Raw genomic sequence first — 22,161 nt, 5'->3', positions numbered from 1 at the left:
ACGCTTTTTCCACTACAGGGCTTTCAGCTGTCTCTCCAGGGTTAAAATCTCACTTGCCATCTGTGCCGCCAAAGCGATTTCACCTGCACGCTCGGCCCGAATCATTTCTTCTTTTTTATGCTTTATGGCTTCCAGCTGCGGATGCTTCTTGATTTCCCGGATATAATCGTCGATCACCTGGGGGTTCGTCCCCTGAACGGTATCCGTCATCAGAATCTGTCCGGCTGCGCTTTCCAGGCGCTCGTCCTGCAGCGCAGCCAAATACCGGCTTGCATCAGGCTCATTCCCCTGGGCATAAAAAGCGTATAAATAAGCAGCCAGTGCTGCGTGAGTTTCTATATTGAACTGCTCTCCAAGCTGCTGCCGGACGTGCTCCGCCACCTCCCGGTCATGCATCATGACCGCAAGCAGCTGAATTTCGGCGGTGTGGTAACGCGGCAGGAGCGACGGCTTCTTCTCCCTGCCCTTCCCATTATTCATTACATTATTCCACGATTTGTCTTTATTATCCCTGATGTCCCGTTTATTTAGATATTCCTGCCTATACGTATTCAACTGCTGATTAATCGTCTCGAATTCGTACTCCTGGAATTCACGGGCAAGCTCTTTGACATACTGCTCCCTCTCCAGCGGAGAGTTGACTTCGGCAATGATTTTGACCGCCGTTTCGATATAAGTCCGGATCCCTGTCTCATTGTTGAGGTTGAAATTCCTCCTGGCGTACCGGATCTTGTATTGAACGGAAGTCAGCGCCCCCTCAATAATTTCCTTGCGAAATCGGCTTGCGCCATAGCGTCCGATATATTCGTCCGGATCCATCCCGTCGGGAAGAAGGGCGATTCCGGCCGGTATTCCGGCTTTGTTCAGAATGCCGATGCTTTTGTACGCCGCATTCTGGCCGGCCTGGTCTCCGTCATAGCAGACGATGACCTGATCGGCATGACGCCGGATAAAATCGGCATGATCCTCGGTAAGCGAGGTTCCCATGGTGGCCACACCGTTCTCAATTCCCGCTCCCCAAGCCTTCAAGGTATCCATATACCCTTCGAACAAGACCACCTGTCCGCTTTTGCGGATGGCCGGGCGGGCCCGGTGATAATTAAACAGGCTGCGGCTCTTGTTGAACAGAATGGTTTCGGGACTGTTCAAATACTTTGGCTGTCCCTCTCCCATCAGCCTTCCTCCGAAGGCAATGACTCTTCCTTTGGGATCGTGAATGGGAAAAATCACGCGGTCGCGAAATTTATCCAGGTAACCGGTCCCGTCCGATTTTGCGGAGATTAAGCCGCCTTTCTCCATTAGAGGAAGAGGGTATTCCCTCTTCTCCAGCAGCTGAACCAGCCTGTCCCACATGGTCGGCGCGTATCCGAGCTGAAACTGCTCGATCCATTTGTCCGTCACGCCCCGGGACCGCAAATACTCCAAGGCCGGCTTTCCCTGCTCCGTGTTAAGGAGAATGTGATGATACAGCTTGGCGGTAAATTCATAAGCCTGGTACAGGATGCTCTTCTCCTGCTGGTCCTTGCTCTTCGCTTCGTCCGGGACCTCCCACTCATAGTCGAGCTGGGCTTCCTCGGCCAGCTGCATAACCGCCTCTGGAAAAGTATACCCTTCGATTTCCATGACGAAACGGATCAGGTTGCCGCTCGCCTTGCAGCCGAAGCAGTAATAGAGCTGATTGCCGGGATTGACCGAAAAGGAGGGGGATTTCTCCGAATGGAACGGACAAAGCCCTGTCATTCGCTGTCCCTGCTTGGTTAAATGTACATATTTGCCCACCACATCGACAATGTCGTGATGCTTGAGGACCCCCTCAATCACTTCATCCGGAATGCGTCCGTAACTCATTACAACCACCTACATCCCAATCGACATGTATAGTATTCGATTATACCTGCAAATTTTCCTGCAAGACTTTCAAAACTTTTGTCAAAGTTTGTTGAAATCTTTGACGATCCTCATCCGTAAAGGGCCTAGGACCCTTCGTATGCTTGCCTCCGCGCCGTTTCTTCGCCTGCTCATGGCGGTTCTCGAGAAGAAAATTGATGGTCCGGTCCGTATAAACCTGCCCCCGGTTGGAAAGCACCACCGCCTGCTTGGCCAATCCGATGGTGGCGAGACCAAAATCCTGGGTAACGAGGATATCTCCCTTCCCGATCCGGTTCGCGATATACAGATCCACCGATTGGTCGGAGCGGTCCACCTGGATGACCTTTACCCCTTCGGCGGGAGCAAGGCGGTGATCAAAGGAGGCCACCATCCATACCTCAATCCCGAAGGCAGACGCCGTTCGGACGATTTCCGGTTTGACGGGACAAGCGTCCGCATCGACGATAACCTTGTTAGTCACGCAACCACCGTTTTCCGCTTGGATTAGCTACCGTATTACTATATACGCCCCGGCCCGGAAAAATCCTTCTTTCTTGTAAGTTCATAAAGGCCGGAACATGTTTTGGATCAGGCTGGCCGTTTCCTCGACCGCTCTCGTCGAAACGTCGATAACCTCACAGCCGAGACGCTTCATGATCTGATCCGAATAGGCCAGCTCCTGCTCGATCCTTTCGGTCTTGGCATAATTCGCCGTGCTCGCGAGTCCAAGCGCCTTCAGTCTTTCCATGCGGATTCCGCCAAGCTTGTCCGTATTTATTTTGAGCCCGACTATCTTGTTGCGGGATACGGCAAAAAGCTCTGCCGGCGGCTTAAGCTCTGGCACCAGCGGTACGTTGGCCACTTTGTAGCCTTTATGGGCCAGGTACATAGACAACGGGGTCTTGGAAGTACGGGAAACGCCGACCAGCACGATGTCCGCCTTCAATACGCCGCTTGAATCGCGGCCGTCGTCGTATTTGACGGCAAACTCAATCGCTTCCACCCGTTTGAAGTAATCCTCATTCAGGGCATGGATCATGCCGGGCTCGTGACGTGACTTCTGCTGAAGTACATTCTCCAGGCTCTGGATAATGGGACCTAAGAGATCGATACAGGTTACCTGATGCAGGGCGGCCTGCTCCAGCAAGTAATCCCTCAGCTCCGGAATGACCAGGGTGAAGACGATCACGGCGTTGATGCTCTTCGCCGCTCTGACCGTCTGGTCGATTCCCATCCGGTCCTGGATGTAGGGAGTCCGCCGGATCATTACCGGCACGGGAGAGAACTGGACAGCCGCCGCTTTGGCCACCAGTTCCCCCGTCTCTCCTGCCGAGTCGGAAACCACAAAAAGGGTTGGCGTTATGCTCACATCCATCATACCTCGGCTCCTCTCATCAATTCAGCCGGAATGGATTACCAGACCAGCTTGGAGAAATCGGCAAACTGCCGGAAATCGGCGGAAATCAAGGCAAGTAGTCCCAAACGGTTGGTTTTTACCCGCTCATCTTCCGCCATAACCATAACCGCATCGAAGAAGCCGGTGATCGGCTGCTCCAAAGTCGCCAAAACCTCAAGAGCCTGATCCTCGTTCCCTTCCTCGAACGCCCGAACATAGTCCGCATGAGCCCTCTGGTAAGCTTTGAAGAGAGCTCCTTCGGCGGGATCCGTGAACAGCGCCGGATCCACGTCGGCGGATTCCGCTTTGGCGGCAAGGTTGTTGACCCGGCTGAAGGATTCGACCGCCGTCTTGAAGCCGGCGTTGGCCGCTTGGGCCGTCAGGGCTTCCGCCCGGCGGACCACCGACGCAATATCATCCATGCTCGACGCCATGACGGCCTCGGCAATATCGTAGCGAACTTGACGCTCCGACAGGACGTTTTTGACCCGCAGAGCGAAGAAGTCGTATAAATTAATACGAATTTCCTGCTCGGAACGTTTCAACAAACCGGCCTTTTGGTGGACATCCAGCGCGATTTCGAACAATTTCGACAAGGGGCAGGAGAACTTCTTTTCAAGCAGAATTTGAACAATTCCTGCTGCCTGCCGGCGCAGGGCATACGGGTCTTGAGAGCCGGTCGGAATGATGCCGATGGAGAAGCAGCCGACAATGGTATCGATTTTGTCCGCTATGGAAACGACCGCACCGGCCAACCCGGACGGAACCGCGTCTCCCGAGAAGCGTGGCTGGTAATGCTCGAAAACCGCCCGGGCCACTTCTTCTCTTTCTCCTGCTTTACGCGCATAGTCCTCTCCCATCACCCCTTGAAGCTCCGGGAACTCGTAAACCATCTGCGAGACCAGATCGAATTTGGCGATAGCCGCGGTCCGCTCAACATTCGCCTTGTCGAGATCCGTCACCTTCAGCCACTCGGCAAGTGACAGCGAAATGTCGCGGATCCGGCGTACTTTATCTCCGATCGTCCCAAGCTCCTCGTGGAAGACAATGGACTCGAGCCGGGAGAGGGCGCTGTCGATGGACATCTTCTGATCTTCCTCATAGAAGAAGCGGGCATCCGATAGTCTCGCGCGGAGAACCTTCTCGTTTCCTCTCGCCACAAGCTCCAGGGATTCGGCGTTTCCGTTGCGGACCGTGACGAAATGAGGCAGCAGCCTGCCTTCGCTGTCCAGCACCGGGAAGTATCTCTGGTGCTCGCGCATGGAAGTAATGAGAACCTCCTTCGGAATGTGCAGGAAGTCGGGATTGAAGGAACCGAACAGAGCGGTCGGATACTCCACCAGGAAGAGAACCTCTTCCAGAAGATCGTCTTTAATCGGAATGCTCCAGCCCTTCTCGGCCGCTAGACGGTTGATTTGATCGAGAATAAGAGCCTGTCTTTCTTCTACATCGGCATAAACGAATTGCTCCTTGAGCGCCTCAACGTAGTCTCCGGCCGATGACAGCTCCACTTCGCCGCCCAGGAACCGGTGCCCATGGGTAACGCGTCCGGACGAAACGCCCGCAATCTCAAACGGAACCACCTGTTCCCCGAACAGCGCCGCCATCCAGCGGATAGGACGCACGAACCGCAGCTCCTGGCTTCCCCAGCGCATGTTCTTCGGGAAGGTCATCGAGGTGATGATCGGTGCAAGCCCGCTCTCCAGAAGCGCTGCCGTCTCTCCTCCGATGCTGCTTTTGGCCGCATGGACATATTCCACTCCGCCGAGCTCCTTGAAGTACAGCTCCGCCGGGTCAACCCCTTGGCTGCGGGCAAAGCCGAGAGCGGCCTTGCTCCATTCTCCCTTGTCATCCAACGCGATTTTGCGGGAGGGGCCTTTCGCTTCCTCGTGCCGGTCCTCCTGTTTCTCGGCAAGTCCTCGTACCAGAACGGCGATCCGACGGGGAGTGCCGTACGATTGCAGCGCTTCATACGGAATATGGGATTCCGTCAGCCACTTGCCCACCTTGTCGGCCAGCTGCTCCATCGCCCCGCGGACAAAACGGGAAGGAATTTCCTCCATGCCGAGTTCAAGCAACAAATCTTTAGCCATGGTCGACCACTCCTTTCTTGTTCAGCATCGGGAAGCCGAGACGCTCTCGCTCCTCCAGGTAGGTGGCCGCGCACAACCGGGCCAGATTCCTCACGCGGGTAATGTATCCCGTCCGTTCCGTTACGCTGATCGCCCCGCGCGCATCCAGCAGGTTAAAGGTGTGGGAGCACTTGAGCACATAATCGTAGCCCGGGAACACCAGCTTCTGCTCCAGTGCTCTCTTCGCCTCTTCCTCGTACATGCCGAACAAAGTGAAGAGCATCTTGGCGTCGCTTACCTCAAAGGTATATTTCGAATGCTCGTACTCGGGCTGCAAAAACACATCCCCATAGGTCACGCCGTCTACCCACTCCAGGTCAAACACGTTTTCTTTATCCTGGATATAGGAGATCAAACGCTCCAGTCCGTACGTAATTTCCACGGCGACCGGATTCGCGTCAATGCCGCCGACCTGCTGGAAATACGTAAACTGGGTAATTTCCATGCCGTCAAGCCAAACCTCCCAGCCGAGGCCCCAGGCGCCGAGGGTCGGGGCTTCCCAGTTATCCTCGACGAAGCGGATATCATGCTTAAGCGGATCGATGCCGAGCCGGGCCAAACTTTCCAGGTACAGCTCCTGGATGTTGTCCGGAGACGGCTTGATGATCACCTGGAACTGGTGATGCTGGTACAGCCGGTTCGGGTTCTCCCCGTAGCGTCCGTCAGCCGGACGGCGGGACGGTTCCACATAGGCCACGTTCCACGGCTCCGGTCCGATGCTTCGCAAGAAGGTCATCGGGCTCATCGTGCCCGCCCCTTTCTCCGTGTCATAAGGCTGGACAAGGATGCAGTTTTGTTCCGCCCAGAACTGCTGGAGCGTCAAAATTACCTGTTGAAAATTCATTCTTTCCTTTCTCCCTTCCATAATGGAGTGACTCCAAACCGCAAGAAAGCTCCCGTCTCTATGCCGGACGGGGCCGGACATAGGGACGAGAGCTGATGCACCCGCGGTTCCACCCTATTTGGTCAGGAGAGTCATCGTCGTCCCGACCCGCTTTTTGGTTCTCGCCGATACTCCGGAATGCCTTTCCTGCAATCGGAGGGTGACCGGGCTTACACTTTTCCCGGATCGCTGGACACCCTGGCCGATGAGTACTCTTTCCTTCACCGTATCACTATTAGAATGAAAATATACTACCAAACCGGGCGGTCCGTGTCAAACGGCACCCGCCCGGCTAGAAATTATACTTTTCCATTTGCTCCAGAAAGCTGCGGGACTTCCACTTGACCCCCATATGAACATCCATAAAAGATCGCATGGCCGCCTTAAGCTGGGCTTTCGTCTCAGCCTTGACTTCAACCGAACCAATTCTTCTCAGGTCCATCCGCTGAAAAAGCCGAAGAAGCTTCAGGGTACCGGGGGCCAGGACAAGAGCTCCCGGGTCCTTCAACCGGCAGCGGGGACAGAGAACGCCGCCTTGCATGACGCTAAGCGCCATCTGCCCTTCGTCGCTTCCGCAGGAAACGCATTCGTCCAGCTGCGGCAAATAACCGGCCAGAGCCAGCATTTTCATCTCCATGATGTGAATGACGATATCCGCGTCCTTGTCTTCCTCGATGGCCGACAAGCCGGCCTTCAACTGCTCGAAGAGCATGCCGTTCGGTTCCTGATCCGGGACCAGCCGGTCTACCATCTCTACCAGATAGGAGGAGTAGGCAGCCTTGTGAAGATCCTCACGCAGAGCATGGTGGGACTCGATCAGGTCCCCCTGGTTCAAGGTCCCCATCCCGCTGCCTTGGAAAAAGACGAATTCCCCATATGTAAACAGCTGCGTTACCGCCGTATGGCGGCTTTTGGCTTTTTTCGCCCCCCGGGCCATCAGGCTGATTTTGCCCGCTTCTCTCGTGTAGAGGGTAACGATTTTGTGGCCTTCTCCGTAATCCGTGCTGCGAATCACAATTCCTTCCGTTCGCTTCAGCATCGCTCGGCTCCCATCTCCCATGATGTTCCGCCTGATTATTGGGCGATTTCGTTCTCCTCTTCCAAGACGGGTTCCATCTCGTCCGGCTCGACCGTCGTCTCGTCCGACTGCTTGTACTGCATATAGGCATCTATGCTTCCGGTATTAGAGAAATATTGCCAGAAAAAGTCTCTCATCGAATCCATCCTCTCCTTCAAGACTGATGATTGTATTAGGATGATACCGAGAGGCAGCGCTTATCCAAGCAATTATTGGGAGGAACTATTCCTCGCGGAACCCGAGATCGCGAAGGACCCTCTCCTGGTTCCTCCAATCCTTCTTCACCTTTACCCATAGCTCCAGGAAGGTTTTGGACCCGAGGAGGGCTTCAATGTCATACCGGGCTTTTTGGCCGATTTCTTTGAGCAGAGCACCTCTTTTGCCGATAATGATCCCCTTCTGGGAGTCCCGCTCTACGAAAATGACCGCTCCGATATGCACGACGCCGTTCGGCTCGACCTTCATCTGCTCAATGGTGACGGCGATGGAATGGGGGATTTCCTCCCGGGTCAGGTGAAGGATCTTCTCCCGGATCAGCTCCGCGCAGACGAACTGCTCCGGATGATCGGTCACCTGGTCCTCAGGGTAATACTGCGGCCCTTCTTCGAGGTATTTGCCGATCTGCTCCAGAAGCGTATTCACGTTGCTGCCGTTAATCGCCGAAATCGGAACGATCTCCGCGAACGGATACAAATCCTTGTAGGCCGCAATCACCGGTAGCAGCTCCTCCGGCTGGACTTTGTCAATCTTGTTAAGTCCCAGAATAACAGGAGTCTGCACCTTCTTCAGCTGCTCAATGATGTACCGGTCGCCGCCTCCGAGGCCATCCGCCACATCGACAAGGAACAGCACGGCATCGACTTCCCGCAGCGTGCTTTCGGCCACCTTCATCATATAATCCCCGAGCTTAGACTGGGGCTTATGGATTCCCGGCGTATCCAAAAAGACGATCTGCATACTGTCCGTCGTGTACACTCCGTGAATTTTATTCCGCGTCGTTTGGGGCTTGTCCGACATGATGGCCACTTTCTGGCCCACCACCTGGTTGAGCAGCGTGGATTTCCCCACATTCGGTCTTCCGATAATCGAGACGAAGCCCGATTTGTAAGCTTTTTGCATGAGTAACCTCCAAGAATCATCCTGATTAGTATTTACCCCGTCATCCCGCCCTCTTAATCACTCGGGGAGCATAAAAGCCCCGGGAAGCAAGGCCTCCACCGTCGTCTCCTGAATATCCCCCTTAAGGTTAGTCAGGTAAACGGGCATATCGGGCTGGCACAGCTCAGCCATAACCTGGCGGCAGATTCCGCAAGGGGTAATGGGACCCGGGGTGTCCCCGATAACGGCAATCGCTTTAAAAGACCGGGGGGCATGACCATCGGCGATGGCCCGGAATAAGGCGGTCCGTTCGGCGCAGTTGGTAGGCCCATAGGCCGCATTCTCCACGTTGCAGCCGTGATGAATTCCCCCGTCAGCATCCACTAGCGCGGCTCCTACTTGGAAACGGGAGTAAGGCACATAAGCCTTCTCCCTGGCGTCACGCGCTTCCTGAATCCATCGATCCATATCCTTCTTCATCTGTTCCCAACTCCTTGTTTTCCGCTAAAGTATAGGCTAAACGGCATTTAAGGCATAGGCCAAACCGGTAATGAGGGTACCGGTAACTGCTCCGGTGAGAAGAGCGGCAAGAGACCGGTTACGACGGCGATATAAATGAATAAGAAATAAAAAGGCCAGGCTGTAACTGAGCAGTACAGCCAGGGTCTGCATGACCACAAGGGACAGCAGGGTGGACAAAGAAAACGCCACCGCCGTCCATAGACTGGGACGCAGCCAGCGGTGCCGGGAGAAGCGTGTCTCCACCACGATCACCGTCAGGAAAACAAGCGCCAGGTAAAGCCAAATCGAAGCGGGAGAAACCTCCGTCCGATTGTCCATGGACTGGGTAAGCCAGCGGTCCACCGGCTCGTAGAAGACGATCATTCCGACCGCGACGGCAAAAACCGCCGTCACCAAAACGGCGGCCGCGGCTACGTCTTTTGCTATTTTGGCCAGGGGATGGCGTTCCGGCATGGCCAGGTCGACGGCACTTTCCACAGCCGTGTTGATCAGCTCCGCCACAATAACCAGGGTAATCGCGAGCAGAATAAACAGGATCTCCAGTTTAGACAGCTTAAAGAACACAGCCGAAATGAGCGTCACAAACGAAACAAAGAAATGAAACTTCATGTTAGGCTGTGTCGTCAAGGCATATTTTATGCCTTCATAAGCATAGCGGAGGCTCCGCCAGAACCGGGCTCCGGGCTTCACCGGGTAAGCCCCGCTTCCTGCAGTACGGCCTCCTGCTTGGCGATCATCTCCCGTTCGTCTTCTTCGGTCTCATGGTCGTATCCGATGAGGTGAAGAAAACCGTGAACGAAGAGGAACCCGATCTCCCGTTCCAGGGAATGTCCGTATTCCTCGCTTTGAGCCTGGGCTCGTTCCAGTGAAATGACAATGTCTCCAAGGGGCTCTTCGTCTTCGAAGGCTTCTCCGCTGTCTTCCCCTTCCTCCGCCCCGTCGAGGTCCTCGACCTCTTCCAGGTCGTCGTAGTTGATGTCCGGCTCGTCTTCGCCCGGCTCGTGCTGAGGAAAAGACAATACATCGGTCGGCCGGTCGATGCCGCGGTATTCCTTGTTAAGGCGGTGTATTCCCTCATCGTCGGTCAAGGTAAGGGCGACCTCTCCGTCTTCGACCCCCTCCTGCTTTCCGGCGAGGGCAAGCAGGCTGCGAAGCTGGTCAATCATCTCGTCGGTCACGGGAATGCGTTCCTGTTCATTGTTCCAATACAGATGTAAGGCCATGGATCAGGCTCCTCCTGCAGATTCATTTTTTGGGGGCAGCTCACTCGGGTATTCGATCCGGGAATGAAAGATCCCGAGGAGGGTTTCTTTTAATGCTTTTCCTATCGTATCCAATTCTTTAATCGTCAAATCACATTCATCAAACTGTCCGTCATCAAGCCGGTCCTTGATGATTTTCCGGACCATGGTATCGATCTGCTCGATGGTTGGATGGCGCAGAGATCGAACGGCCGCTTCCACGCAGTCCGCGATTCCGACGATAGCGGTCTCCTTGCACTGGGCTTTCGGACCCGGGTAACGGTAATCCTCTTCCTTGATGGGATGCGTGGGATGGTCCCCCTGCTGCTTCTTCGCCTTATGGTAGAAGTATTTAAGCAGGGTCGTTCCATGATGCTGCTCCGCAATATCCCGAATGGCCTTCGGCACGTTGTGCTCCTTCAGCATTTCCACGCCGTCCCGCGGGTGAGCGGTAATGATGGACGTGCTTAGCCCCGGGTCGATATCGTCGTGGGGGTTCTCCATGTTCATCTGGTTTTCGATAAAATAGGAGGGCCGCTTCGTTTTGCCGATATCGTGGTAGTAGGCCCCCACTCGGCTCAGAAGGCCGTCAGCTCCGATCGCTTCCGCCGCCGCTTCCGCCAGATTGCCTACCATGACGCTGTGGTGATACGTGCCTGGCGTTTCGGTTAACAGCTTCCGCAGAAGCGGAAGGTTCGGATTCGACAGCTCCACCAGCTTAAGCGGCGAAAGAATGCCGAATACCGTTTCAAAAAACGGCATCAGCCCCATGACGAGAATCGCCGTCACCACCCCGTTGGCCAGGGCGAACAACAGGGCGAACCCTATGTTGGAATAATGATTCTCCAATAGATTGAGAGAAATAATGGAGACACAGCCGAAAATCGAGATCAGCACTCCCGCCCGTAAGATGGTGGAACGCTGGCTGGCCTTATGAAGAGAAAAAATAGCCGTATAGCACATGACCAGCGCAACGAATCCAAAGCGGAAATCGAAGATCCGGTCCAAATCCGCATTAAAGATAATGCTCGCGAGGATACTGAACAGGAACGAGGAAACCACCGCCAGCGGGACATCGAGCAGGATGACGATCAGCATCGTTCCGATGGCCGCGGGGGCCAGATAGCCAACATGAGGATACTCCAGGTTTTGCCCGAGGGCTACGATTCTCATGCAAAGCACATTAATGACATAAATAATGACGAGCATCACCAGCTGCACGTTGTTGCCGTTAATGGGCAGCCGGCTTTGGCGGATATACATGTAGAGAACCAGCACCAGCAGGAAAACAAATAGCAGAAGGCCAAGCGGGGGAAGAACGTTCCCTTGGGTTTTGAGCAAGTTCTCCTTCTCTAACCGCTGGTACAGAGCCTCTGTGACCATTTCTCCCTTATTAAGCAGAATATCATTCTTGTTGGTATAGATGGTTTTGGTATTCTCTCTCGCCTGGGCCTTCGCCTCTTCCGTTCCCTTGCTGTCAAAGAACTTGTTCGGTGTCAACGAGAAACGGGCGATCTCCTGAACGAGCTCGCGCGTTGTATTCTTCGTTAGGGTCGAGGAGTTGACCAGTTCCGTCACCTTGGCTCGAACGGTCTGGGCATCCACAATCTGATCGTTCATCAACCTCGCCACGATCTCCTTCGTAACCGGTTCCATGGCGGCAAGGTCTTCCTTGGTCAAACGGTTAAGCTTGAAGTAGCTTTCCTCCGGAAACTTGTACTGCTGCTCCATCAGCTGCTTCTGAATCTCGGCAAGCAAGGTTTCGTTGTACGGCTGACCCCCTCTCGCCAGGGAAGACAGCAATTCGTCCACGAAATCCTGACTCACCCGGGGGAAGACGGAGCGGTAATAGCTGACCTTCTCCTCAGATTTCATTTCCTGGTCGTTGATGGCCAGCTCCAGCTTGTCGTAAAGAACCGAAATCAGCTGCTCGTTCTTGATCGGGACGATTCGATAAACCGGCGTCACCCGTTGAGCGGCCTCTTCCTTCGCCTTCTGGGTCTCCACCGAATTCTCGATCTGCTTCGGGGCCACGATGGTGACTCCGCTTATCGTGTTGGGACGTATATCATAGGTTTTCGGTACCAGCCGGTCCGCTGTGCTGAAATAAAAAAGCATCGCCATGGAGACAAACAAAAAAAAGCGGATCACAGCGCTTTGCTTCCATCCGGCTTCCCAATAATGGGATTTCCCCGATTTCAACTCTTCGTTTCGGCTCATGAACCCAGCCCTTCCTTCTATCCGTGCTTTTCCTGGTCAACGTTGTAGGCAGTGATGATTTTCTGTACCAAAGAATGGCGGACGACGTCCTGCTCCGAAAAGTAGATAAAACCGATTTCCTGGATATCCCGAAGAATACGTTCCGACTCCACCAAGCCGGATTTTTTGCCTCTCGGAAGGTCGATCTGGGAAATGTCGCCCGTGATGACCATCTTCGAGCCGAATCCCAGGCGGGTCAGAAACATCTTCATCTGTTCCGGAGTGGTGTTCTGGGCTTCATCCAAAATAATGAACGAATCGTCTAATGTTCGGCCGCGCATGTAGGCAAGAGGAGCGATTTCAATCAGTCCCCTCTCGAGGGACTTGGCGACCTGCTCCGGACCTAGAACATCATTAAGTGCATCATACAACGGCCTCAGATAGGGGTCAACTTTTTCCTGCAGGTCACCAGGCAGAAAGCCGAGGCTTTCCCCTGCTTCAACGGCAGGCCGCGTAAGGACGATCCTCTTGACCCGCCCCTCCTTCAGAGCCGTAACGGCGAGAACGACCGCCAGGTAAGTTTTACCGGTTCCCGCAGGACCGATCCCGAAGACGATATCGCTTGCCTTGATTCGGTTAATGTACTGCTTCTGTCCGATCGTTTTGACACGGATGGGCTTTCCTTTGTGCGTCGTGGCAATCTCGCCCTTGAACAGTTCCAGCAGCTGGTCGGCTTTCATCTGCTTGGCCAGCTCCAAGGCGTAGGTGATATCGCGCTCGGACAAAGTGTAATTGTTACGGATCAGCTCGAGGAGAACCTCAAACAGCTGCTGAAGGGACTGGACTTCCTTGGAAGCTCCCTGAATAACGAGCTCTTCTTCACGAGAGTACAGCTTGGCTTCCGTCTGCTGTTCGATAAGGTGAAGGAATTTATCTTGAGGACCGAAGAGGGAAAGCCCTTCGGCGATATTTTTGAGGGGGATTCGTACAGTCTCCTGGTTTGCAGTCAAATGGCCTCATTCTCCTTGTCTGGGGTAGCTATTAGTATACGTCCAAGTGTATATGATATGTATCCCCTGTGCAAGGAGGGGGACTTCCCAGACGGCCTAGCCCCCTGTCAAAGCCTGTTCCTCCGCGATCGGCTCCTCCACCTCGATATGAAGCTTTAAATGCAGAGATCCATCGGCCTCTTTCTGTTCCAGTACTTTGGCGCTTGTGACCGAAGCGTCCTTCCCCGCTCCCCGCAGGAGTTCCTCCTTGGCCCGCTCTATTCCGAGCGCGCGCGCATCGGCCGGACTCAGGACGGTCTCCGTCTCCATCACCTGCCGGACCTTCTCCTTCAGCCAGCCGACTGGGAGGACCCAATTCCTTATCTGGAGGAGCTTTCGTTCTCCTGTCGCCCGGGAAGGACCGAAATCCTTATGGCCGTATCCCGTCACCTGAAACGCCCGGCTTCCCGCCACAAGATAAAACCGGTCGTAGGATTCTCCTGTATAAGTGTAATGCTTCTGAACAAGCGGAACCTGGACATCCGATAGATACCAGACGAGTCCCATCACTTTGCCCGCAGCCGGAACCGTCTGACGGAACTGGTCGTTTCCGATAACGCCCGAAATTAGGACCTCGCCTTTGTGGACATAAGTATTCGGCTGGACCATAGGCTTGCCTTTCTCGGCGTAGATTTGGGTTACGGTGGCATTCTTGGAAGCAATGAGGTTCCGCGGACTGACGAGCTCCCTCGGCTCCGGCCGGGTGGATTCTACCACCTTGATGATAACCTTCGTCCCCTGAATGTCCACCCCAACCCAGGAAGTACCGGGAAGAGCGCTGTGCAGCTCTTTGGAGAGCTTGTCCGGCTTCTTTAAACGGAATTTCCACTGGAACGAGTATAAGCCCTTGGATTCCGCCGCCTTCAGGATCTCCTCCGTCGTGATCTTCTCGTTGCCCTCGACCTGAACCCGCCAGACAAGCGAGGAAAGAAGATACAGGCCGGCCACGAAGACTACCGCTCCTCCGGCAAACAGCTTCCGGCGCCCCAGCCTGTCCAGAAAGAAAGGAAAGCCAAACCGGCCGGTCACATGGACCCGGCAGCCTGTCTCCTTCAGAAGCGGCCTCAGCCGAAAAAAATCACGGATGCTGAGCCGGGCGGTCATTTTCCCGGGTCCGGCTATCCGAATATCCCACATGATCAGCTTCTTCTTTACGGCCGCGTTAAGGAGCGCATCGGTGCGCTCTCCTCGGAATTCGACAGCCACATATCCGGTCAAGGAAGAAAGAAATGGGGTTTGCACGCGATTCACCCTTATCCGTTAATATATTTGATATCCTCGATCTGTCCTTCGACGAATACTTCCTCCGGAAGAATGGCCCTCAGGACGAGCTCCCGGCCGCGGACCTCCAGTTCTCCCTTGCTAAGCGCGAGCTTGAGCACTTCCGTTGAGAAATGAAGCACTCCCCGGTGATTCTCGATATAGAGCTGCATGTTGCCGACCATGGTCATCCTGGGCAGGTCCAGCACAACATCTTTGGGCACATCCAGAAGCGTTGTCGTTAGTTCATGGAGCGTTTTTTTTAGGCGGCGCATGCCCTCGAACCCCTCCCGTCCGGCGCCGGCCGGAAGAAATTGGCCGTTCCTTCTTTAAAGCTATGCTCCCTTCCTTCCGTTTATGAAAAGAGCCCTCCGCCGGAAACACAAAAAAGAACGGCCCGGGCTGCCGTCCCTTGCGGGATAGCCGTCCAAACCGTTCTTTCCTAGGTGCTGCCTCGATAGATAGGAGCCGACTACTCCACCCTTACCGCCTGCTTCTGGGCAAGGAGGCACAGCTCCGCCGCCTTAAAGGCATGCTTCTGGGTCATGGCGTTCTCCGTCCGGTTCAGGCAGTCCAGGATGAGCTGCCCGAAGAAAGGATATCCGACCTGTCCGCTTACGGAGAAATGCTTGTCCCCTTCCTGGTTAACCAGATACACCTGATCGCCCTGCTTGTCGCGGGCCACATCGATGTACTTGCGAAGCTCGATATAGCCGTCCGTCCCCACGATAAACGTGCGCCCGTCGCCCCATACCTTGGATCCGGCCGGGGTCAGCCAATCCACCCGGAAATAATTCGTAGCGCCATTGTCGCCGACTAGCGTAGCGTCTCCGAAATCCTCGAGCTCCGGGTAGTCCTTGTTATTATAGTTGGCCACCTTGCTGTTTAGGACCTTGGCGTCTTTGGCGCCGGAGAAAAACAGGAACTGCTCGATCTGGTGACTGCCGATATCGCACAGAATGCCGCCGTATTTCTCGTGCTCGAAAAACCAGTCCGGCCGGCCGGTGCCGAGCCGGTGCGGGCCGAAGCCGGTGACCTGAACGACACGGCCGATGGCTCCCTGCTCAATCAGCTGACCGGCAAAGATAGCGCTTTCGACATGAAGCCGCTCACTGTAGTAAACCATGTATTTGAGACCCGTCTCCTTTACCTTCCGGCGGGCCTGCTCCAGCTGCTCCAGCGTGGTAAACGGGGTCTTGTCCGTGAAGTAATCCTTCCCGTGATCCATGGCCCTGAGACCCAACGCACAGCGCTCGGAAGGTACGGCGGCGGCGGCGATCAGCTTGACCTCGGGATCGTTCAATACTTCTTCCTCCGAGGAGGCGGCGCGGACTTGGGGATACCGGCTTACGAAATCCTCCACTTTCTTAGGATCCGGATCATAGACCCACTTGATCTCGGCTCCCGCCTCAAGAAGTCCGTTCGTCATCCCGTAAATATGGCCGTGATCAAGAGCAATCGCCGCGAATTTGAATTCGCCGGGACCGCATACCCGGTTCGGTTTCCCTTGAGGAGCATAGTTCATTCCGTCGCTTGTTTGCATAAGGAACCTCCTGTTTTCTCTGGATTGTTCACGTTAACATTTTACCAGAGATGGCCGTGAAGGGAAATGATTATTTTTGCTCGGGCGTCTTCGGCAGCTCCTGGGAAGCTTGATCGCCTGGCTTCTTCGCCGAAGATTTGGAACGGCCCAACCCCCAAGGCCAGGGAGAACCGCCAAACGAAGGCATGCCGTGGTAAGTTCCTTTCGGGCTCCGGTTCCGGCGCCTTCGGGCGAGCAGCAGGGCAGCCGCAAGGACGGCAAGGATAAGCAGATCCGCCCGATGCTCCGTAACGAAGCGGGTAATCGTTTCGAGCATGGTATTTGCACCTTCTTTCTAAAGGATATACAAGCCTGTCATTGAGCCCTTAAACCAAAAAACACTCCGTTGCCGGAGTGTTTGGTTCAAATATCAGAAAGTATAAAGGATCCTTCGCCGATATTTAATCGGCAAACGATTACCGGCCGGATGACCAGTAATCCGTTTGGCCGGGGGTTGAAAAATTACTGGAGGTTCTGCTGAACCAGTTGGTTTACAAGCTTACCGTCGGCACGGCCTTTGACTTTCGGCATCAAAGCACTCATTACCTTGCCCATATCCGCTTTGGAAGAAGCACCGACTTCTTGGATAGTCTGCTGTACGATGGTTCTAACCTCTTCTTCACTTAGTTGCTCCGGAAGGTACTTGGCAATGATGGCTATTTCCGCTTTCACGGTTTCGGCCAAATCGTCACGGCCGGCTTTATCGAATTCCTGGAGGGAATCTCTGCGCTGTTTGATTTCACGACTAAGAATTTCAAGCACTTCGTTGTCATCCAAAGTTTTCCGCTGATCTATTTCTATGTTCTTGATCGCCGAACGAACCATACGGATTACGGAGAGTTTGAACTTGTCTTGACTCCTCATCGCCTGCTTCATATCCTCGTTCAATCGTTCGTTTAAGCTCATCCGATGGATCCTCCTAGAACTTGCGCTTGCGAGCTGCCTCCGACTTCAATTTCTTCTTAACGCTAGGCTTCTCATAGTGCTTGCGCTTCTTAACCTCAGCCAACACACCGTCCTTCGCAATGGAGCGCTTAAAGCGGCGAAGTGCAGCATCGATGGTTTCGTTTTTGCGTACTTTAGTTTCTGCCACGAGATTTCCCTCCCTCCGAACAGACCGTTCCAAGACGGATAATACGGTTATCAAACTTCATTATAAGTTATGTTGAATCCGAGTGTCAACCTGACTGCACGTGTCCATCAAAAATAAACACCGGTCCCTTCCTGATCCTTCCGGATGTTGGACGGTAAGCCCCGCATTCTCTCCTCGGGGAACAGGGACTAATGAGTGAGTCCCAGCTTTTTACCCCCCAGAAGATGGTAATGGATATGGAACACGACCTGCCCCGCATCCTTGCCGCAGTTGTTCACAAGACGGTAGCCGGTTTCGGCTACCCCCAGCTCCTTGGCAATGTGCTGGGCCGCCCGGTGGATGTCCCCGATCACCTTCCAGTCCTCTTCGCCGGCATCATTCATGGTGGCGATGTGCTTCTTCGGGATAATCAAGGCATGCACCGGGGCCGCCGGCTGAATGTCGTGGAACGCCATGACATGCTCGTCTTCATAAATCTTATTGGAAGGGATCTCGCCCTTCACGATTTTGCAAAAGATACAATCCATGCGTCATTCGCTCTCCTTACCGTCAATTTCTTCTATTATATCAAATTTTCCTTCCGTTTGAAAAACGCCTCCCCGGCCCAATATGCCGGTCGAGCCGGGCCTATTGAGCCGGGCCTATTAATAAGACAGCCCCCTTTTTTTAGACCGTCAGTCTAAATTCAATGGCAAATCCTCCGATCCTGCCGTATAATGAGGATGCCGACAACAGAGGGAGGGAGCTCCATGAAGCTGATGAGGTCCGCCACCCGGCGGAAGCGGGAGCTGGTCATCGAAACCGCCCTGCAGCTGTTTATCGATAAAGGGTACGAGAACGTTTCCGTGGATGACATTATCCAGTCGACCGGAACGTCCAAAGGAACGTTCTATCACTATTTCTCCAGCAAGGAGGACCTGCTGCGGGAAGCCGGCGGCAGGCAGCTCGAAACCGTCCGGCAGTGGGCGGAAACCCCGCCTTCCCGGGTTCAATCGCTCGAGGGGCATGTGAACCGGCTGTTTTTAGACTTGGCGTCTGCTATTGGACCGAACCGCAAGCTGATCCGCAGCTTCGTTACCCTTTCCCTGCAGGACAACACGTTATTCACCGGCCGGAAGGATCCTTTCCGCACCTTATACGAAAGCCTTCAGGTGTGGCTGCCCGATCCCCGCAAAGCCGAGCTTCTGGTCACCGCCTACCTCGGAACCGTGCTCATTTGGTGTGCCCAGGAAGAGGCCGATCTGGTCTCCATGGTCCGCAACAACCTGTCTCTTGTCTGGTCCGGCCTAAGGAGTCACCCGGAGCCTCCACTTCTGGAGACTTCGTATACTAAGGAGGAAACCAAAATGAAAGTTGCCGTCATCGGAGGAGGGCTTGCCGGCCTGACCGCCGCGGCCTATCTGTCCGAATCCGCGGATATTGAAGGCGTTCTGCTTGAACGCAGCCCCCATCTTGGAGGGAGAGCCTTCACTTACGAGAAGAACGGATTTACTTTGAATTACGGGGCGCATGCCATTTACGGCCTGGACCGCCACAAGCTTACGGAGATGGGGAATGAGCTGGGCCTGTCGTTCAGCAGCAAACAGGTGGATAAGCGCAAGGTCATGTACTCGAAGAATGGGCAGCTCACCCCCGCCCCGCTCGATTTCGTCAACCTGATCCGGACCGATCTGCTCAGCACGATGCAGAAGGTAAGATTCGTGGGAGAAATTACCGCCATCATCGCTCAAATCCATCAGCTCAAAAACTATGAAACTTTAGGGGATTACATTGCCCACTCCCAGGCGGATGAAGACGTTAAAGAGCTGTGGGAGCATCTCGTCTGTTCGAATTTCTTCATTTCACCGGAGGACGCCCGCAAGGTTCCGGGTCCCGTCATCAGTGAATACTACCACAATCTTTTTCTTTCGCAGCGTCCCGTCAACTATGTTCTGGGAAGCTGGGCGGTCATCACCAATCAGCTGCGGGGCAAGATTGAAACGACGGGCCGGTGGGAGATCGGCCTGCAGGAAGCGGTAGAGGAAGTTCGTTACGCAGACCGCAAATTCATCCTGCGCACGAAGCACCGGGAATTGGAATTCGATAAAGTTATCTTCGCCATGCCGGTCCAGCAGGTCATCAAGCTTCTGCGCGGCACCGCCTGGGAGCCGTTCCTCGCCCCTTACGAGAACAACACGCCGACCGAGGTCATGGTGTACGACGTGGGACTGAAGGAAGTGGTGGCGAGACCCTTCAATTACATCAGCGACATGGACAACAAAATGTTCATAAGCGACGTTTCCGCCACCGACCATACGCTGGTCCCCGAGGGCGGACAGCTCCTTCAGGGGATCGCCTACTTAAGTGACACGTTCGATTCCGAGGAAGAGCGCAAGGCTTATCTCGACCGCAAAACCGAGCAGATGGAAGGGCTATTTGACCGGTATTACCCCGGCTGGCGCGATGCGATTTCCGTCAAGAGGGTTTCCAAAAAAGCAATGGTCGCCAGCGTGAAAAACATTTCCCGTAACGAGCTGCTTCCTACCCGGGTGGAAAACGTTCCGTTCTACTTCTGCGGGGACGGATGTACCGGGAAAGGCGAACTGGCCGAGCGGGCCTTTTCGAGTGCGAGAACCGTAGCCAAGCTCATTCTCGACAAAAAATAACGAAGCAGGAAGAAAGCCGGGATGCCCATGGGCATCCCGGCTTCTTCACGTTGGCGGAAATCCTGGATCCGAGAGGCCGCTCGGCCCGTGGCAATAGGCCGAAGGATTGGAATATTTTCATAGAAAACAAAGATAAAGTAGGATATACTACATCTATCGTAAGTACCAATCTTATCCATTAACGTCTTGATTGAGGTGCCGGCATGACTAGCAAAAGCGGGAAGGTTTTTTCGCTTGGCCATCTGATTGTTCCCCTTATCCTGGTCACCCTTTCCCTCCAAGCGAAGCCCGGCCAGGCTTTCCTCCTCGGCCTGCTTGCTCTTCTGACACTGGGCTGGGCTGTATTCCTTCTGTTCCACTCCTATTATTTGAACCGGTCTTATCCCTTCGAACGAAGAAAGACCTATTTAGCTTTTATGATGATCGACTTCGCCTGGCTGACCGCCGTTTCCTGCCTTCCGGACTGGTCCGCTTCCGAAATTCGACCGGTTTGGCTGGTCCTGTTTCCGGTGGCGCTCTATGCCTTCGAAGGGGGCATGCTCCATTCCCTCGGGATGAGCCTGCTAGGAATGATCAGCCTTTACTTGTTTACGGAATACCAAGGGCTGTCGTTCTGGTCCGTGGAAGTCTTCCTGACGGCTGTAGGCATGGCGGCGCTGGTCGGGTTCATCGGATGGCGGACGGAGCGGTTGAACCGGATCGCTTACTATGACGGCCTCACGGGCCTCCCCAATCGTCTGATGATGGTGGAGAAGCTGCAGGCCGCGCTTTCCCAACGGCGCCCTTCCTCTTCCGCTGCCGTCCTTCTTCTGGATCTTGACCAATTCAAATATGTCAACGACACCATGGGTCACGACACCGGAGATGATCTCCTTAAGAGTGTGGCCCATCGGATCGGCCAGGTGCTTCCTCGTTCGGCCATGCTCGCCCGCATGGGCGGCGACGAGTTCTCCGTGTTGATGCCCTCCCCTAAGCACAGCGACGAGGCCGCTTCGGCTGCCGAGCGAATCCTGGAGGCCCTTAAGAAGTCTTTTCCCCTGAATGGAGAGGAAGTCTATATCGGAGCGAGCGTCGGTATTGCGGTCAGCCCCGATGACGGCAAGGATGCCGCGGCCCTCCTGAAGCACGCCGAAACCGCCCTGTACCGGGCCAAGGAGCAGGGGAGGAACAATTACCAGTTCTACACCCCCACGGTCCACACCAAAGGGATCAAGCGGCTGCAGATGGAGACCATGCTGAGGCACGCGCTCGAGCGAAACGAGCTGGTCGTCTATTACCAGCCCCGGCTGGATGCCCGCACCGGCAAGCTAGTATGCGTGGAGGCTCTGGTCCGCTGGAAGCATCCCCAGCTAGGCATGATCCCGCCGGATGATTTTATCCCGCTCGCAGAAGATACCGGACTTATTACCCGCATCGGCGAGACGGTGCTTAAGCAGGCGTGCAGGCAGCGTCAATTGTGGAACCGTCAGGGTGTTCCTCCTTTCCGCGTCAGCGTGAATCTCTCCCCCCGGCAGTTCAGGCAAATGGATCTTCCCGAGGTCATTCACAACATTCTCGCCGACACGGGGCTTGCTCCCGAGTATTTGGAGCTGGAGATTACGGAGAGCGCCGCCATGCAGGACGTCAATTATGCCATCCTCATGTTGAAGGTACTTAAAGAGATGGGGATGACCATTGCCATCGATGATTTCGGCACCGGGTATTCCTCGCTGAGCTACCTGAAGAGATTTCCCATCGACGTGATCAAGGTGGACCAATCGTTCATCCGCGGGATTAAAGACGATTCCGAGGATGCGGCCATTGTCCAGGCCATCATTGTGCTCGCCCATTCCTTGAACCTGGACGTGACGGCGGAAGGCGTCGAAACCTCGGAGCAGCTGGAATTTCTGAAGAACCAGCAGTGCAACGAAATTCAAGGTTATCTGATCGGCAAGCCGATGAGTGCGGAAACGCTGCGGGATTGGATCGTGCTCGAAAATACGCTTTCCGCCTCCGGTAGCGGCCGCCCTTTGTTCCATTGAGCCGAACCGGTTCAAGTCTTAAAACCTCGCGGGAGGAGCGGCCGAAGCGGTTCCCCTCCTGTTCCGAAAGCCATAAGAAAGAGCCTTGGGTTC

The 22,161-nt window shown here is 54.7% G+C and carries 22 protein-coding genes; 2 read left to right on the top strand and 20 right to left on the bottom strand.

Annotated features, from left to right (window positions below; all coding sequences use genetic code 11):
* Positions 1-12: 12 nt before the first annotated feature.
* The 20 genes from dnaG to MJA45_RS10660 form a co-directional block, all read right to left on the bottom strand.
* The gene (gene dnaG, locus MJA45_RS10755; protein WP_315607253.1) at positions 13-1,848 is read right to left on the bottom strand and encodes a DNA primase; all 1,836 of its coding nucleotides are present in this window, start codon (positions 1,846-1,848) and stop codon (positions 13-15) included.
* 40 nt (positions 1,849-1,888) lie between these two features.
* Complete coding sequence (locus MJA45_RS10750) at positions 1,889-2,350, bottom strand: YaiI/YqxD family protein (protein ID WP_315607252.1); 462 nt, start codon at positions 2,348-2,350, stop codon at positions 1,889-1,891.
* 81 nt (positions 2,351-2,431) lie between these two features.
* Positions 2,432-3,244: a pyruvate, water dikinase regulatory protein gene (locus tag MJA45_RS10745; RefSeq protein ID WP_315607251.1), complete on the bottom strand. Its 813-nt coding sequence runs from the start codon at positions 3,242-3,244 to the stop codon at positions 2,432-2,434.
* Positions 3,245-3,282: 38 nt separating this feature from the next.
* On the bottom strand, positions 3,283-5,358 hold the full coding sequence (glyS, locus tag MJA45_RS10740; RefSeq protein ID WP_315607250.1) for a glycine--tRNA ligase subunit beta: 2,076 nt from the start codon (positions 5,356-5,358) through the stop codon (positions 3,283-3,285).
* Complete coding sequence (gene glyQ, locus MJA45_RS10735) at positions 5,351-6,241, bottom strand: glycine--tRNA ligase subunit alpha (RefSeq protein WP_315607249.1); 891 nt, start codon at positions 6,239-6,241, stop codon at positions 5,351-5,353. Before glyQ ends, glyS begins: the two co-directional genes overlap by 8 nt.
* Before the next feature lie 331 nt (positions 6,242-6,572).
* Positions 6,573-7,319, bottom strand: a complete 747-nt coding sequence (gene recO / locus MJA45_RS10730; RefSeq protein ID WP_315607248.1) for a DNA repair protein RecO — start codon at positions 7,317-7,319, stop codon at positions 6,573-6,575.
* 35 nt (positions 7,320-7,354) lie between these two features.
* Positions 7,355-7,495, bottom strand: coding sequence for a YqzL family protein (locus MJA45_RS10725; protein ID WP_315607247.1), 141 nt, complete (start codon positions 7,493-7,495; stop codon positions 7,355-7,357).
* A gap of 85 nt (positions 7,496-7,580) precedes the next feature.
* Positions 7,581-8,477: a GTPase Era gene (gene era, locus MJA45_RS10720; RefSeq protein ID WP_315607246.1), complete on the bottom strand. Its 897-nt coding sequence runs from the start codon at positions 8,475-8,477 to the stop codon at positions 7,581-7,583.
* A gap of 57 nt (positions 8,478-8,534) precedes the next feature.
* Positions 8,535-8,936, bottom strand: coding sequence for a cytidine deaminase (gene cdd / locus MJA45_RS10715; RefSeq protein WP_315607245.1), 402 nt, complete (start codon positions 8,934-8,936; stop codon positions 8,535-8,537).
* A gap of 36 nt (positions 8,937-8,972) precedes the next feature.
* Positions 8,973-9,668 carry a diacylglycerol kinase gene (locus MJA45_RS10710; protein WP_407083122.1) on the bottom strand — a complete coding sequence of 232 codons (696 nt, stop codon included), beginning with the start codon at positions 9,666-9,668 and terminating at the stop codon, positions 8,973-8,975.
* Positions 9,665-10,201, bottom strand: a complete 537-nt coding sequence (gene ybeY / locus MJA45_RS10705; RefSeq protein WP_315607243.1) for an rRNA maturation RNase YbeY — start codon at positions 10,199-10,201, stop codon at positions 9,665-9,667. Before ybeY ends, MJA45_RS10710 begins: the two co-directional genes overlap by 4 nt.
* A 3-nt stretch (positions 10,202-10,204) precedes the next feature.
* Complete coding sequence (locus tag MJA45_RS10700; protein WP_315607242.1) at positions 10,205-12,439, bottom strand: HD family phosphohydrolase; 2,235 nt, start codon at positions 12,437-12,439, stop codon at positions 10,205-10,207.
* A 17-nt stretch (positions 12,440-12,456) separates the two neighbouring features.
* The gene (locus MJA45_RS10695) at positions 12,457-13,428 is read right to left on the bottom strand and encodes a PhoH family protein (RefSeq protein WP_315607241.1); all 972 of its coding nucleotides are present in this window, start codon (positions 13,426-13,428) and stop codon (positions 12,457-12,459) included.
* Between the two features lie 96 nt (positions 13,429-13,524).
* Positions 13,525-14,685 carry a sporulation protein YqfD gene (gene yqfD / locus MJA45_RS10690; RefSeq protein ID WP_315607240.1) on the bottom strand — a complete coding sequence of 387 codons (1,161 nt, stop codon included), beginning with the start codon at positions 14,683-14,685 and terminating at the stop codon, positions 13,525-13,527.
* Between the two features lie 35 nt (positions 14,686-14,720).
* A complete protein-coding gene (gene yqfC / locus MJA45_RS10685) occupies positions 14,721-15,002 on the bottom strand; it encodes a sporulation protein YqfC (RefSeq protein WP_315607239.1) in 282 nt (93 codons plus the stop codon).
* A 197-nt stretch (positions 15,003-15,199) separates the two neighbouring features.
* A complete protein-coding gene (locus MJA45_RS10680; protein ID WP_315607238.1) occupies positions 15,200-16,270 on the bottom strand; it encodes a Gfo/Idh/MocA family protein in 1,071 nt (356 codons plus the stop codon).
* A gap of 70 nt (positions 16,271-16,340) precedes the next feature.
* On the bottom strand, positions 16,341-16,586 hold the full coding sequence (locus MJA45_RS10675; RefSeq protein ID WP_315607237.1) for a hypothetical protein: 246 nt from the start codon (positions 16,584-16,586) through the stop codon (positions 16,341-16,343).
* A 185-nt stretch (positions 16,587-16,771) separates the two neighbouring features.
* On the bottom strand, positions 16,772-17,215 hold the full coding sequence (locus MJA45_RS10670; protein ID WP_315607236.1) for a GatB/YqeY domain-containing protein: 444 nt from the start codon (positions 17,213-17,215) through the stop codon (positions 16,772-16,774).
* Positions 17,216-17,228: 13 nt separating this feature from the next.
* On the bottom strand, positions 17,229-17,402 hold the full coding sequence (gene rpsU, locus MJA45_RS10665) for a 30S ribosomal protein S21 (protein ID WP_315607235.1): 174 nt from the start codon (positions 17,400-17,402) through the stop codon (positions 17,229-17,231).
* A 188-nt stretch (positions 17,403-17,590) separates the two neighbouring features.
* Positions 17,591-17,929: a histidine triad nucleotide-binding protein gene (locus MJA45_RS10660; RefSeq protein WP_315607234.1), complete on the bottom strand. Its 339-nt coding sequence runs from the start codon at positions 17,927-17,929 to the stop codon at positions 17,591-17,593.
* A 222-nt stretch (positions 17,930-18,151) separates the two neighbouring features.
* On the opposite strand from MJA45_RS10660, the gene MJA45_RS10655 reads away from it, so the two are divergent.
* Positions 18,152-20,047: an FAD-dependent oxidoreductase gene (locus MJA45_RS10655; protein WP_315607233.1), complete on the top strand. Its 1,896-nt coding sequence runs from the start codon at positions 18,152-18,154 to the stop codon at positions 20,045-20,047.
* 203 nt (positions 20,048-20,250) lie between these two features.
* Positions 20,251-22,068, top strand: coding sequence for a putative bifunctional diguanylate cyclase/phosphodiesterase (locus MJA45_RS10650; RefSeq protein ID WP_315607232.1), 1,818 nt, complete (start codon positions 20,251-20,253; stop codon positions 22,066-22,068).
* Positions 22,069-22,161: the final 93 nt, after the last annotated feature.

This window comes from Paenibacillus aurantius (assembly GCF_032268605.1).
Classification (GTDB): Bacteria; Bacillota; Bacilli; order Paenibacillales; family NBRC-103111; genus Paenibacillus_AO; species Paenibacillus_AO aurantius.
This window is presented reverse-complemented; position numbering and strand designations above follow the sequence as displayed.

Bases quoted from the DNA above. Each gene is read 5' to 3' on its own strand.
- dnaG (WP_315607253.1), bottom strand. From the start codon at position 1,848: ATGAGTTACGGACGCATTCCGGATGAAGTGATTGAGGGGGTCCTCAAG.
- MJA45_RS10745 (WP_315607251.1), bottom strand. From the start codon at position 3,244: ATGGATGTGAGCATAACGCCAACCCTTTTTGTGGTTTCCGACTCGGCA.
- glyS (WP_315607250.1), bottom strand. From the start codon at position 5,358: ATGGCTAAAGATTTGTTGCTTGAACTCGGCATGGAGGAAATTCCTTCC.
- glyQ (WP_315607249.1), bottom strand. From the start codon at position 6,241: ATGAATTTTCAACAGGTAATTTTGACGCTCCAGCAGTTCTGGGCGGAA.
- recO (WP_315607248.1), bottom strand. From the start codon at position 7,319: ATGCTGAAGCGAACGGAAGGAATTGTGATTCGCAGCACGGATTACGGA.
- MJA45_RS10725 (WP_315607247.1), bottom strand. From the start codon at position 7,495: ATGAGAGACTTTTTCTGGCAATATTTCTCTAATACCGGAAGCATAGAT.
- era (WP_315607246.1), bottom strand. From the start codon at position 8,477: ATGCAAAAAGCTTACAAATCGGGCTTCGTCTCGATTATCGGAAGACCG.
- cdd (WP_315607245.1), bottom strand. From the start codon at position 8,936: ATGAAGAAGGATATGGATCGATGGATTCAGGAAGCGCGTGACGCCAGG.
- ybeY (WP_315607243.1), bottom strand. From the start codon at position 10,201: ATGGCCTTACATCTGTATTGGAACAATGAACAGGAACGCATTCCCGTG.
- MJA45_RS10700 (WP_315607242.1), bottom strand. From the start codon at position 12,439: ATGAGCCGAAACGAAGAGTTGAAATCGGGGAAATCCCATTATTGGGAA.
- yqfC (WP_315607239.1), bottom strand. From the start codon at position 15,002: ATGCGCCGCCTAAAAAAAACGCTCCATGAACTAACGACAACGCTTCTG.
- MJA45_RS10680 (WP_315607238.1), bottom strand. From the start codon at position 16,270: ATGCAAACAAGCGACGGAATGAACTATGCTCCTCAAGGGAAACCGAAC.
- MJA45_RS10675 (WP_315607237.1), bottom strand. From the start codon at position 16,586: ATGCTCGAAACGATTACCCGCTTCGTTACGGAGCATCGGGCGGATCTG.
- MJA45_RS10670 (WP_315607236.1), bottom strand. From the start codon at position 17,215: ATGAGCTTAAACGAACGATTGAACGAGGATATGAAGCAGGCGATGAGG.
- MJA45_RS10660 (WP_315607234.1), bottom strand. From the start codon at position 17,929: ATGGATTGTATCTTTTGCAAAATCGTGAAGGGCGAGATCCCTTCCAAT.
- MJA45_RS10655 (WP_315607233.1), top strand. From the start codon at position 18,152: ATGAAGCTGATGAGGTCCGCCACCCGGCGGAAGCGGGAGCTGGTCATC.
- MJA45_RS10650 (WP_315607232.1), top strand. From the start codon at position 20,251: ATGACTAGCAAAAGCGGGAAGGTTTTTTCGCTTGGCCATCTGATTGTT.